Below are 12,671 nucleotides of genomic sequence, written 5' to 3'. Positions count from 1 at the left end.
CGTCAGTTCCGGTCCCAGCGATACATCCCGCGCTCCCCATCCATGCAGTTGGCCGGCACCTCGGCCTGGATCGTCCGGATCAGGGAGCTGTCGGGAAGAGCCGCGATCTCGCGAATGATCTTGGTGCGGATGGCGTCGGCGAATTGCTGGCGCTCCCGAACGGGAACGAGGAACGCCCCTTCGCCCCCGATGACGCAGCCCTTGTAGTAGAGATCGAGGTTCTCCATGTCGCCGAACCCGCTCGGGCGCTTGAGCATGATGGGAAGGCCATTGATGGTGATCCCTTTCGCGACGGCCTCGTCGCGGGCCGCGGCGACGCCCCGCCCGCTGCTGTTGGGACCATCGCCCGAAATGTCGATCACGCGCCGGACGGGCTCGACGCCCGTCTGCTCCAGCAGCTTCGCACCGAAATCGATCGCGCCCGAGATCGATGTCCGCCGCAGTCGCCCGATCGGGTTGTCGTGCAGACCGTCGGCAAATTTCAGGGCCGTCTCCGGGCTGTCGATGATTGTCCACGGGACGATGACGTTCTGGTAGTCGACGCCCGACCATTCGAAATAGGTGACGATGATCCGGCCGAGCATGCCGTTGCGGATCGCGTCATGGACCTGGGGTGAGCGGAAGGCCTCGATGAAGCCCTGGCGCTGGAGTTCCTGCTCGTCGGGATCCATGGAGCGCGAGACATCCACCGCCAGGACGAGCGCGACGTCCACCTCCGTTTCCGCCCGTGCGCCGGAAATCGGCAGCCAGAGCGATGCCGCCATGAAAGCCGTGACCATGCCCAGACGCCTGACACCCATTCCGACCTCCATTCGTTTGGAGAAAGCTGACACGAATCCGTCCCTCGGCAAGGTTGGATCGTCTCACGGACCGATGCGGAGGTCTCACTTTAGCGTGAGGAATGCGTCATTCTGTTGCGTCGCGGGAGTCTTCGAGGAGACCCGATGGTCGTCCCTCCCGACCGCGTTATAACCCGAACGGCGAAACCCGGGCCCGCCTCGAAGGGCCGATCACAAGCAGGAGGTCTGATCCGCATGTCCGCTACTCTCGATCGTTGGTCGCCCCATGCGCTGGCCGTCCTGAGGATCGTCACGGCGCTGATCTTCATGGAGCACGGAACGCAGAAGCTGTTCGGCTTCCCGGCCCCTCCCGAGGGTGGAATGCCGCCGCTCCTCTCGCTCTTCGGGATCGGCGCCGTTCTGGAACTGGCCGGAGGCTTTCTGATCCTGATCGGGTGGTTCACCCGGCCCGTCGCCTTCATCCTCGCCGGCGAAATGGCTGTCGCCTACTGGATGTTTCATGCGCCCCAGAGCTCATACCCGGCCCTGAACGGCGGCGATGCTGCGATCCTGTACTGCTTCGTGTTCCTGCTGTTCGTCTTCACCGGCCCGGGTGCTTGGAGCATCGACGGGGCGAGGCAGCCGACAGGGCCGCGTCATTCGTGGGAGCGCTGATTCTCGCTCGGGCGGCTCGGGCGGGAGGCCCTCGGTGCTGCGCCGGGAGACGCGGCCCGGCGCCGTTCGGACCCGTCGGGCAGGATATGGGGTTCAAAGATCGTAACTCGGAAGAGAAAGGTCACATTGCCGGCGTGTGCGATTATTCTTGGGAACGGTTTTCATGAACCGCTCGTTTTTCGGGTAAGCCCCATGACCTCTGCGTCAGAAGAGGATAAGGCAGGGCCCCATGTATTGCGTGGAGTAGGAAATGGCCGAGATCATCGCGTTCAAGGATCTCAAGAAGATTGCCGACCGGTGTGAAGTTTTGACGCTTTTCGAGCCCAAGCGTCCGTCGCGATCGAAGTCGCGCTCCGAGCCCAAGGCCTTCGAGTTTCCGAGCTCCCGTCCCTTCATCTCCGGAAATCTGACGGATCTCTTCGAGCAGGCGAATGCCGTCGCCATGCGCCACTACCACGGTGATCCGAAGGTCTCCGGCATCGTGGCGGAGAAGTGCATGGAGCTCATCCAGGCGCTGGAAGATCACGCGCAGCCCGAGTGATCTGAACCCATCCCTCGGGCCGGAACGTTCGGATCATCGACGTCGTCACGCACAGGACGGCACCTCATGGGTTCCAGGCATGCCGACGGGCACGGATTTTAACTATAGAATCGGAGACCTGTTGCAACCTAACCCATGTTAATGACTTTGTAGGGCCGCCATAGAAGGCTGTTATCGCCAGCATGAACTTGTGGCAGGTTGAGATATCGCCCGCACAGCGCGCGACTCAAAGGCATGATGCCCTCCTGCCAGGTCGGTGAGAACCCGACGGTTTCCATTCCTCAGACATTCATTCAACGCGATCCCGTCGCGACCTTTCGGTCGAGCAAACGCCGGCGATCGCTCCGGTGCCGACGTGTTGAAGAGCATTCTTTCGATCCTTTCCGTTCATCGTGCGAGCCTGCCTTTCATCCGCAGCGTCCTCCTGCCCGTTCTCTTCGTTGCCGCGGCGACCCTGTCCCTCGGGGCCGCGTCGATTCTCTGGGCGGTCGACAAGAGCAACGACGTCTCCGCCGAGCGCCAGCTTCGGGTGATGGACCGCAGCATCCGTGCCGTGGTCCAGGAACTCGCGCGAGAGCAGGAGATGGTCGCCATCTGGGACGATGCCATCACCGAGCTCGGCAAGAGCCCGATGGATCTGAAATGGATCGACGCGAATATCGGGGTCTGGCTCAGCCGCACATTCGGGCAGGAGGAGGTCTACATCCTCGACGGCCGCAACGAGCCGGTCAACGCGGTGATCGATGGAACGCGCATTTCGAACCACGAGTTCGAGCGCGTCCGGGACAGTCTCGGCAGCCTCGTCGCGGGAATACGCGGGGCGGCGGACTCTCCGCATCGGGAGCATGTGGCGGAGAATGCGGAAGCGTCGCACCTGATCACCGGAAAGGCCGTTTACGACGCTCATCTTCTCGAATTGCTGGGTCGGCCTGCGGCGGTCAGCATCATGAAGATCGTCCCCGAGTCGGATACGGTAGCATATCCTGAGGACAAGGAGTTCCTCCTGGTCGGCATCCGATATCTCGACGGAAACTTCATCAAGCGCATCTCCGAGCAGAACTTGATCGATGGATTGCGCTTTTCCGTCGTCGACAATCCGAGAGCCGGTGAGATATCGGTGCCGATCCGCTCGGACATCGGTGACCTCATCGGCTATTTCGTCTGGAAGCCGGAGCTTCCGGGGAACCGGCTTCTCAAAGCCGTCGGGCCCGCCATGGCGGTTGCGGCGACGATCATTCTCCTCCTGCTTGGCGCCCTCGTGCGGCGCCTGCGACAATCGATGTCGGCGCTGGAAAGAACCGTACTCGAGCTGAAGGCCAGCGAGGCTCAGGCCCATCATCTGGCCTTCCATGACGTGCTGACCGGACTGCCCAACCGGGCGCTGTTCGAGGACCGTCTCAACCATGCCATCGCACGCCGGCAGGATGGCGAGACGATCGCCGTGCTGATGCTGGATCTCGACCGCTTCAAGCATGTCAACGACACCCTTGGACATCCTGCGGGTGACAGCCTCATCCGGGAGTTTTCGATCCGCCTGTCCAGATTGGTCGGGAGGGACGACACTATCACCCGCCTGGGAGGCGACGAGTTTGCCATCGTGCAGGTCTGTGCGCCGGGAATGGAGGGACCGGAGACGCTGTGCGAGCGGATCCTTGCGCTGTCTCATGAGCACTATGACATCATGGGCAACCAGATCTTCGTCGGGACGAGCATCGGCCTCGTTCTCGCTCCCGACGCCGGAACCGATCGCAGCGAACTCCTGCGAAAGGCCGATATCGCTCTCTACCGCGCCAAGGCCGAGGGGCGAAGCTGTTACCGGGTCTTCACGCCCGAGATGGATGAGACCGTCACGCTGCGCCGGATCATCGAGGAAGAGCTGCGCGTCGCGCTTGCAAGCGGCGAGGGGCTTGAGGTTGCTTACCAGCCGCAGATCGCAGTCAGCGGGGATACGATCGTCGGCGTGGAGGCTCTTGCCCGCTGGCGGCACCCGACGCGTGGATACATCCAGCCGAGCCAGTTCATCCCGGTCGCGGAGCAAACCGGCTTGATCGTCCAATTGGGCGAGTGGATCTTGCGTCAGGCCTGCCTTGCCTCCCGACGCTGGCCCGATGTCTTCGTATCCGTCAATCTTTCGCCGGTTCAGTTCCGATCCTCCGGCTTCGCCGATCACGTGATCTCGATTGTCCGCGAATGTGGAGCGGATCCAGGCCGGATCGAGCTTGAGGTGACCGAGAGCGTTCTGCTGGATGAGGAATGTGGGTCGACCGACACGCTCCGCTCCCTGAGAGATGCCGGGTTCCGCATCGCTCTCGACGATTTCGGCACGGGCTACTCGAGCCTGGGTTATCTTCACCGCTTCGAGGTGGACAAGATCAAGATCGATCGCTCCTTCATCCAGAGCCTGGGCCAAGGAACCAGGGCCGCAGCCGTCATCAAGGCGATCGTATCGCTCGGGCATGCCATGTCCCTGACCGTCACGGCCGAAGGCGTGGAAACGGAGATCCAAAAGAGGTTCTTGCACACGGCCGGCTGCAACGAGATGCAAGGGCATCTGTTCTCCAGGGCGCTTTCGCAGGAGCAGATAACCCGGTTGCTCGACCGTCGGGCCTCGAAGGAGCTGCAATGTTACCTCGACTCCTCGGCCGTCACGGCCAGTTGAACAGCGGATTGCCGGGAGAATGCAGCAACCTCATTGGATCGACAGAGGGCAGCACGGCTCCGTCGTCTTGCTCCACCAGGCGGAGAGTTACCCCTTTCGGGACGATGGCCTCAAGGAACTAATCCCTCTACGGAATGTTGTCGCCACGCTTGATCCGATCGCGGATCGGCTACCCGGATCCGCCAGCTTCCGACAAAGGCTCACCCGCCCCACGTCATCTGTGAACGGCGAAACGATCCGACATGGTACATCGCAGAACGCTATTTGGGGGCACAGCAAAGATGAGACACGATGTTGTCTACAAGGAGCAGATTCTTCCCATCGCTCAGGACCCTTTCCAGAATGTCGCTACGGTCCTGATCTGTCAGAATCTCCTCCTGCGCACCGGCATCAGCCACATCCTCTCAGGAACGCGCTTCACCATCTCGCGAGAGGCATATGAGGATCTCTCGACCTTGCCAGCCTTCGCCGACGATGAGCCCGCGCTTTTCATCATCTGCGACAGCCGGTCGATCGTCGAGTATGCTTCCGCCGCGGAGGAGCTGAAGGCGCGGTGCCCATCCGCCAAGGTGGTCGTTCTGGCGGACGCGATGGAACCGGAAACCGTCATGGAACTCTGCCGCGCCGGGCTGGATGGGTTCTGCCCGACCAGCATGGACCGGCATGCCCTGGTCAAGGCCCTCGAGATCGTGATCCTCGGAGAAACCTATATCCCGGCCTCGATCGGGCTCATGCTCCTCGAACAGGTCCGGCAGGGACGGGCTCGTTTCAGCCACAGCAGCGCCCCCGCACCGGCCAACGATCCCGCAGCGCTCCAGAACAAGCTGTCGGACCGCGAGGCCCAGATTCTCCGCTGCCTCACGCAGGGGGCCTCGAACAAGGTCATCGCGCGGGAACTCGGTGTCGCCGAGGCCACGGTGAAGGTCCACATCAAAGCCATCCTGCGGAAGGTGAAGGCCTCCAACCGCACTCAGGCGGCCATGTGGGCGACCGGTAATCTCGACTTTGCACAGGAGAATCCGCGCTCCTTGGTTCCGGGGGAGTAGAGATTCTTCGCCAGCCCTCCTCCTTCTTTCTGGCTGAAATCCGCGAATCGCCTCATGCACTTAGGTTGTCGCCTCGCTCGCTACTCCCAAGGGGGTAGCCCTTGTGGCGAGTTGCGGATCAGTCGAGCCCGGCTGTAAGCCTGATCTCGTCCTGATGGCGGACCATACGCCCAACGATGTGAAAGCGTATTGGCGTCGCAGGATCAGATTGAAAACAAATCACCAGAACGGTGCAGTGGGGCATACATGGATTATCAGGTCGAGCTGGTCGCTCGTGCGTTTTACGATGCCGAGCATGAAGATTTCCTTTGGGATGGCGAAGCTGAAATCATCAAGGAAGAATTCCGCGAATACGCTCGCAATGCCATCAATCTTCTACATGAAGACATCGGAGTTCTTTTGATGGCGCTTGAACGCGCGGTGGGGGAAGAGCATCCGGATCGCTCGCGCGCCGCAGCCTAGAGCCTTGGACCCAAAAGTGGACACCACTTTTGGGATCGGGTCCGAGGCTCCCTCTCTTGACCGGAGCATCGGAAAAGGCGGCCCTCTGGGTCCGTCCGATGCGCTAAAGCATCGGACGTGAAAAGTGGACTTGCACTTTTGGGATCCATCCGATGCTTTCTTCTTGAATGAGAGCATCGGTCAGAACGGACCCGGCGGGCCGCGCCAGCGAAAACCGGTTCCCACTTTTCGCTGACGCGGCCCTCTGGGTCCGTCCGATGCTCTAGACCATTCCCCTCTCGAAGGAGAAGACATGAGGATCGCGCGTTCAACGCCCGATCCTCTTTTCATTGGGCCAGGGTTTCCCCCGGGCGGCCTGCGGAACCGGATCTCAATGGGCATCCGGGGGCAGATCGGCGATCCGCTTGATCTCGAAGACGACCAGCATCAGGACCACCGACATGATCACGAGGCCAAGCGCGTTCGTGAGCACACTCGCGCTCACCCCTGAGGCCGACGAGACGAGGGCCAGGAGAATGAGAAAGGGAAGGCCGAGGGCGATGCTGAGAACGGCAACGAAAGACCGTGACATGGGAATGGGCCCCTGAGAATTTCTGGAAAGGTTTGAAGTAGCCTAAGAATCGTGGAGAAAATGAGGTTGAGCCCTTCCTCCGCTTGAAACGTCCGGCTCAGAAATCCCAGCGCTGGGCCTTCGAGACGAGAAAGTCGCGGAAGACCTGGACACGCGCCACGGAGCGCATCTCCTCCGGATAGACGAGATAGCTGTCGAGGGTCGGCATCTGCTCGTCACGCAGCACCTGCTTGACCCGTGGGTTGTTGCTCATGGCGTAATCGGGAGCCATGCCGATTCCCGCCCCGTTCTCGATCGCCTGCCGGAGCGCCAGGCTGTCATTGACCACGAAGCGGCTGGGACGAGGGTCCTTGGGGTTTCGACCCAGGCTCGTCAGACGATGCAGGTTGAGGATGAAGGGTGGCTGATCGCCGCCGAGGCAGACGATGGAGTGCCGGTCGAGATCGTCGATGCTTTCGGGCTCTCCGAAGCGCTCGATATAGGTGTGGGCCGCATAGGCGTGATACTGGATGGTGAAGAGGCGGCGCTGGATCAGATCGGGCTGAGCCGGCAGGCGCAGGCGGATCGCGATATCCGCCTCCCGCATCGCAAGATCGAGTTCATCGTTGGTGAGAATGAGCTGGATATGCACCTCCGGGTAGAGATCGAGGAATTCCGCAATGCGCCGCGCGAGCCAGATGCCGCCGATGCCGACGGTCGCCGTCACCTTGAGCTCCCCTGCCGGACGCTCGCTCGTCTCGGTCAGGCGCTGGCGCGTTTCGTCCAGGCGGACGCGGATGTCCTGGGCGGCCCGGAAGAGCACGTCGCCATGCTCCGTCAGGACGAGGCCACGGGGGTGACGGTGAAAGAGCGGGACCTTCAGCTCATGCTCGAGAGCGCTGATCTGCCGGCTGATCGACGACTGGTTGACACCGAGCTTCTCGCCGGCACGGGTGAAATTCCCGGCGCTGACGACTTCGTAGAACAGTCTGATCTTGTCCCAGTCCAATGCAGATCCCTTAGGCTGGCGGCTCGACTTGCGGCCAAATGGAGAACACGCGAGCCCGTCAGGTCAAGCCTAATCTTCAAGAGGGTTGGTGCGAGGCATCGGTCTGATCGTCCTCGGGGCGCCCGTGCGATGAGGATGGGGCATCCATGATGGCTGTCCGCTGGTTGAGCGGAAACTCGATCACGCAGCGCACGCCGCCCGGCGTGAATTCAAGCTCCGTCGTCGCATCGACCTCGTAGGGGAGCGTGCGCTCGATCAGCTCGGTGCCGAAGCCGCGCCGGCGCGGGGCCGAGGCTGCCACGCGAACACCGCTCTCCCGCCATTCCAGCCTCAGCTTGCGGCTGCCGTCGACGGCTTCGATGCGCCAGGTGATGTCGATATGACCATCGGCCTCTGAGAGAGCCCCGTATTTGACCGCATTCGTGGCGAGCTCGTGGATCGCCATTCCCAGCTTTTCCGCCACGGGCGTCTGGAGCCGGACGGGCGGTCCGTCCACATGGGCCTTCTCGTCGTCCCGGACCGCATGGGCGAGCAGCTCGTCCCTGACCAGCTCTTCGAGATTGATTCCGGCATCGGCCGTCCGTGTCGCCATGGTCTGCGTGCGGGCGAAGGCTTCGATACGCCCTTCGAGATGCATGGCGTAGTCATCGACCGTCTCGCTGTTCGCGGCCGTTCGCCGTGTGATCGATCGCACGACCGCCAGGGTGTTGCGGACGCGGTGCTGCAGTTCGGCGAGCAGGAGCTTGGTATGCTTCTCACTCGCCCGCAGGGCCTCCTCTGCACGGACCCGCTCGGTGAGGTCGATCGCCACGGTCAGGCCACCCACCACCTGTCCTGCGGCGTCACGTCGAGCGCTGACGTTGTTCCGCACCCAGACGACCGAACCATCCGGGCGAAGGTGGCGCCCGTCCTGCACGAACGATTCGCCGCTGGAGACCGCACGCTCGAGCAGGGGCCCGTTGCGTCCCGCGTCCTCCGGATGGGTCAGCTCCTGAACCGTGCGGCCGACGATCTGCTCACGGGTCAGGCCGAGGATCGTGCAATAGCGATCGTTGACATAGATGACACGGCCCTCGCGATCCGTCATGGCAATGCCCACCTCGGCCTGCTCGGCCATGGCGCGGAACCGCTCTTCGCTTTCGCGCAGGGCCTGCTGCGCCCTCGTGAGGGGCGTGACGTCCGTGAAGGTGACCACCGCGCCCCCGATATAGTTATCGACGCTGCGATAGGGCAGGACGCGGATCATGTAGCGGGTGCCCGTCGTCGGATCCTCGATCTCGCGATCGACGCTGCCAAGCGTGCGTATCACGCGCCGGGCATCGTCCTGAAGCTCGTCATAGGCTACACGCGACTTGATATGTGCGATCGGGCGCCCGACATCCGTCTCGACGAGGTGGAAGATCTCGGTCACGGCGGGTGTGTAGTTCATCACCCGGATGTCGTTGTCGAGAAAGATCGTTGCGATCTGCGTGCTCTCCAACAAGTTCTTCAGATCGCTGTTCGAGCGACCGAGTTCCTGAACCCTATGTGCGAGTTCGCCGTTGACGGTGGTCAGCTCCTCGTTGACGGATTGCAGCTCCTCTTTCGAGGTCTCAAGCTCCTCGTTGGCCGATTGGAGCTCCTCGTTCAGGGACTGGTATTCCTCGTTCGACGACTTGAGTTCCTCGTTGGTGCTTTCGAGCTCCTCGATGGTGGCTTGAAGCCTTTCACGGGTCACGCGCAGTTCGGTCTCGAGGCGCTGCACATGCTCGTCACGCAGGAAGGAGCTGCCAGCCGTCGGGCCGGCATCCTCCACGACGGGAGCGGCGCTGTCCTTGAAGACGACGACGAATCCCGGTGCCGCATTGGGCTGATCGCGCAAAGGCTCGACGACCAAATCGACGATCAGGCTCCTGCCGTTCGAGCCCATCCGGAGGCCGTCGATCTGGACCGTCTTGTGCTCTTCCGCCGCCTTGGTCAGGGCCGCCCGGAGGTCCAGGCGCAGGTCGCTGTGAACGAGGTTCAACAGGTTGAGCGTCGCCGTGCCGCCGGCCGGCTCGATGTAGCGCCCGGTTCGCCCAGAGAAGTGCATGACGTCGAAGTTCTCGTCCGTCACCACATAGGCCGGAGCGTAGCGCTCGGCGATCATCTCGGCCTGACGCGCGAAGCTGCCTTCGATCCGCCGGGGCCGCAGGAGCGGCGGGCTCTCGGCGGGCTTGCGGTCGACGGCCGTGAAGGGGAAGTCCGGCAGGACACGGGCGCTCGTTTCCAGGCGTTGGAAGATGCGATAGCCGCGATCGACCGGCGCGAAGAGCCTCGTATGGCGAGAGATGTTCTCGGAGTTGCCGAGGAACAGGTAGCCCCCCGGCCTGAGCGCGAAGTGGAAGAGGGGGATCACCCGGTCCTGGAGATCCGCATTGAGATAGATCAGCAGGTTGCGGCAGGAGATCATGTCGAGACGCGAGAACGGAGCGTCCTTGATGACGCTGTGCTGCGAGAAGATGCACATCTCCCGCAGTTCCTTCACCACGCAATAAGTGTTGCCCTCCTTGACGAACCATCGGGCCAGGCGTTCGGGGCTTACGTCCTTCGTGATGGCTTCCGTGTACCGTCCCACCCGGGCGGACGCGAGGGCGCGGCCGTCGATATCGCTTGCGAAGATTTGCACGTGCGGCACGGTGTCCAGCCCTGCCATGTATTCGCGCAGCAGAATGCCGATGGAGTAGGCCTCTTCGCCCGTAGAGCAGCCAAGGACCCAGATCCGGATCTGGTCGCTGCGGGTCTTGCCCTCGAAGAGCCTGGGGATCACCTGGGTTTCCAGAAGCTCGAATTCCCTGCGATCCCTGAAGAATTGCGTCACGCCGATGAGGAGATCGTTGAAGAGGCTCTGGGCTTCCTCGGGATGGCTGCGGAGAAATTCCACGTAAGCGTCGGTCGTCTCGGCCTGGACGACCTGCCTGCGGCGCTGGACGCGACGGAGGAACGTGTTCGGCTTGTAGCCGTGGAAGTCGTGGCCGGTCTGGTTGCGCAGGATCGTGGCGATGCTGGCCAGGATGCCGGAGATCTCGGCCGCCTCCCCCTCGAGGTGGGCTGCCTCGCCGTAGCGCGCGAGGTGGCTCGCATAAAGCTGCACCCGCTCCGCCAGTTCCTCCGGCGGCAGGACGAAATCGACGAGAGCCGCGGGGCTGTGGTTGGGGACGATCCCTTCCCCGGCCAGTTCAGGACTTTCCTCCGCCAGCGTGAGGCCGCCGGCCTCCTTGAGAGCCGTGACGCCGAGCGTCCCGTCTCCGTCCGTTCCGGAGAAGATGACCCCGATGGCCTTTTCTTCCTGGTCCTCGGCAACCGAGATGAGGAAGCTGTCGATGGTGCCCCGCTCGCCCGGGGGCTCCTGCGCAGGGCGGATCTGGAAACGACCGTCCTCGACCGTCAGGATCGTGTTGGGAGCCGACCAATAGATCTTGCCGGGCTCGACGAGGGCTCCATGAGCCGTCGAGGTCAGGGTCAGCCCGTGCTCCGACAGCGCCGATCTGAATCGCTCTTCGTTCAAGGCCTCCCGTTGCTGGAAGACGAGAACGACGGAGATCTCCTCGCCGACCGTCAGTCCGGCCAGGAAGCGTTCGAGGGAATGGCTATCGGCCCCGGATGCTCCTACGGCAACGACCGAGAAAACGCCCCGTCGTCCGGTCTCGCCACTCGGGGCGGATTCTGAGGAGGTTGCCTTGTTGTTCTTAGCGGCCACGGTGACGATTCCCAGCTCCGGGAGGGGTTTGCCATACTATAAAGGATTGCACCACCTCTCAAAGTTCCGTCATGCTGCTGCACCCTATTCCTGGGTGTCCTGTCCGCCTTCGTCCACGCGGGGCGCGAGGGGGGTCATGGATTGGAGGACGGCCTGGCGCAGGGTATCAGCGTAACCGCGATATTCGAGAGCCCTCTCATCGTACAGATCGGCCACCGCTTTGCGACCGCTTCGGCGCCCATCCTCAGCCATGCGGGAGACCAGCTCGGCCCGCTCCTCGATGATGCGCAGGGCGACCCGCAGGGCTTCGTCCACGGCATTTTCCTGCTCCTTCGCCACCATGTCGGCCGTGAAGCCGTGACCGACCTGGCAGCGGAACCGGAGCGGCCTGCCTCCACGCACCTTGGACAGCACCCCGCTGCAGGAGGGGCAGGTGAGCGCCGAAGGATCGGCGAACTTGCCGATGACTTCGCTGTCGACCCGTTCCCCGGCCGCGATGTCGACCTCGAGCCGGATCTCCGGCGGAACCGGCAGGCTTGGGCCGGCGGCCTCTCGGACGAGATCGGAGAGCACGTCGCCGATCCGGACGCTTGGAACCGACAGATCGACCGATGTCGCCTCCAGGGCACTCCTCGGCATCTCGTCGGCGGCGGCCTCGGCCGGATCCTGCACGATAGCGACGCCGCCGCAGCGCTTCACGGCCTCCAGACCCGAGGCCCCGTCATTGAGCAATCCGCTCAGGATGATCCCGATCACCCGGGAGCCATAGGCGGCGGCAGCGGAGCGGAACAGCGGATCGATGGCGGGGCGGGCCATGTTCTCCCGCGGGCCCCGACCCAGCTTGATGCGCCCCTGGGTCAGGAGCAGGTGATGATCCGCAACGGCCAAGTAGACGTGGCCGGGAGTGATCGGCATGCCATCGGCGGCGGCAAGCACCGGAAGAGGGCCGGCCGCCGATGCGACCGTCGACAGGATGCCGATGCTCCGAGCCGGGATGTGGAGCACGATGAACACGGCCGCAGGCAGATCCGGGGGAAGCGCGCCCAGGATCGTCTTGAGGGGGGCCGTCGCTCCCGAAGATCCGCCGATCACGATGATGTCACGATTGCTCATGGACGGCTCTCGGGTTGTTCTGAAAGGGTGAACATCCGGTCGAAGCGTGAGTTCCAGAAGGGCGATGAGGGGGCGGATTTTTCCAGTACCGTGGGGAACTTAAGCCCTGGGAGCCGCGT

10 protein-coding genes are annotated in these 12,671 nt (G+C 63.0%); 5 read left to right on the top strand and 5 right to left on the bottom strand.

Annotated elements, in window-relative coordinates; genetic code table 11:
• Positions 1–2 precede the first annotated feature (2 nt).
• Positions 3–800, bottom strand: coding sequence for a DUF1194 domain-containing protein (locus OCW50_RS13655; protein ID WP_262297923.1), 798 nt, complete (start codon positions 798–800; stop codon positions 3–5).
• A gap of 234 nt (positions 801–1,034) precedes the next feature.
• On the opposite strand from OCW50_RS13655, the gene OCW50_RS13650 reads away from it, so the two are divergent.
• From OCW50_RS13650 to OCW50_RS13630, 5 genes are all read left to right on the top strand, one after another.
• Positions 1,035–1,454, top strand: coding sequence for a DoxX family protein (locus tag OCW50_RS13650; protein WP_262297922.1), 420 nt, complete (start codon positions 1,035–1,037; stop codon positions 1,452–1,454).
• Between the two features lie 250 nt (positions 1,455–1,704).
• The gene (locus tag OCW50_RS13645) at positions 1,705–1,995 is read left to right on the top strand and encodes a hypothetical protein (protein WP_262297921.1); all 291 of its coding nucleotides are present in this window, start codon (positions 1,705–1,707) and stop codon (positions 1,993–1,995) included.
• 358 nt (positions 1,996–2,353) lie between these two features.
• Positions 2,354–4,654: a putative bifunctional diguanylate cyclase/phosphodiesterase gene (locus OCW50_RS13640; RefSeq protein ID WP_262297920.1), complete on the top strand. Its 2,301-nt coding sequence runs from the start codon at positions 2,354–2,356 to the stop codon at positions 4,652–4,654.
• A 281-nt stretch (positions 4,655–4,935) separates the two neighbouring features.
• Positions 4,936–5,700: a response regulator transcription factor gene (locus tag OCW50_RS13635; RefSeq protein WP_262297919.1), complete on the top strand. Its 765-nt coding sequence runs from the start codon at positions 4,936–4,938 to the stop codon at positions 5,698–5,700.
• 246 nt (positions 5,701–5,946) lie between these two features.
• Positions 5,947–6,162 (top strand): hypothetical protein, encoded by a 216-nt coding sequence (locus OCW50_RS13630; RefSeq protein ID WP_262272383.1) that lies wholly within the window; start codon positions 5,947–5,949, stop codon positions 6,160–6,162.
• Between the two features lie 370 nt (positions 6,163–6,532).
• Here OCW50_RS13630 and OCW50_RS13625 read toward each other — a convergent pair whose 3' ends face one another.
• The 4 genes from OCW50_RS13625 to OCW50_RS13610 all read right to left on the bottom strand — a co-directional run bounded on the left by OCW50_RS13625 (position 6,533) and on the right by OCW50_RS13610 (position 12,552).
• On the bottom strand, positions 6,533–6,733 hold the full coding sequence (locus tag OCW50_RS13625) for a hypothetical protein (protein ID WP_262273533.1): 201 nt from the start codon (positions 6,731–6,733) through the stop codon (positions 6,533–6,535).
• A gap of 97 nt (positions 6,734–6,830) precedes the next feature.
• Positions 6,831–7,721: a LysR family transcriptional regulator gene (locus OCW50_RS13620; protein WP_262273534.1), complete on the bottom strand. Its 891-nt coding sequence runs from the start codon at positions 7,719–7,721 to the stop codon at positions 6,831–6,833.
• Positions 7,722–7,797: 76 nt separating this feature from the next.
• Positions 7,798–11,439: a CheR family methyltransferase gene (locus tag OCW50_RS13615; RefSeq protein WP_262297918.1), complete on the bottom strand. Its 3,642-nt coding sequence runs from the start codon at positions 11,437–11,439 to the stop codon at positions 7,798–7,800.
• A gap of 84 nt (positions 11,440–11,523) precedes the next feature.
• Positions 11,524–12,552, bottom strand: coding sequence for a chemotaxis protein CheB (locus OCW50_RS13610; protein WP_262297917.1), 1,029 nt, complete (start codon positions 12,550–12,552; stop codon positions 11,524–11,526).
• Positions 12,553–12,671 lie beyond the last annotated feature (119 nt).

Origin of the sequence: Microvirga sesbaniae (genome assembly GCF_025460805.1) — a bacterium.
GTDB classification, from domain to species: Bacteria; Pseudomonadota; Alphaproteobacteria; order Rhizobiales; family Beijerinckiaceae; genus Microvirga; species Microvirga sesbaniae.
This window is presented reverse-complemented; position numbering and strand designations above follow the sequence as displayed.

Bases quoted from the DNA above. Each gene is read 5' to 3' on its own strand.
- OCW50_RS13655 (WP_262297923.1), bottom strand. From the start codon at position 800: ATGGGTGTCAGGCGTCTGGGCATGGTCACGGCTTTCATGGCGGCATCG.
- OCW50_RS13650 (WP_262297922.1), top strand. From the start codon at position 1,035: ATGTCCGCTACTCTCGATCGTTGGTCGCCCCATGCGCTGGCCGTCCTG.
- OCW50_RS13645 (WP_262297921.1), top strand. From the start codon at position 1,705: ATGGCCGAGATCATCGCGTTCAAGGATCTCAAGAAGATTGCCGACCGG.
- OCW50_RS13635 (WP_262297919.1), top strand. From the start codon at position 4,936: ATGAGACACGATGTTGTCTACAAGGAGCAGATTCTTCCCATCGCTCAG.
- OCW50_RS13630 (WP_262272383.1), top strand. From the start codon at position 5,947: ATGGATTATCAGGTCGAGCTGGTCGCTCGTGCGTTTTACGATGCCGAG.
- OCW50_RS13625 (WP_262273533.1), bottom strand. From the start codon at position 6,733: ATGTCACGGTCTTTCGTTGCCGTTCTCAGCATCGCCCTCGGCCTTCCC.
- OCW50_RS13610 (WP_262297917.1), bottom strand. From the start codon at position 12,552: ATGAGCAATCGTGACATCATCGTGATCGGCGGATCTTCGGGAGCGACG.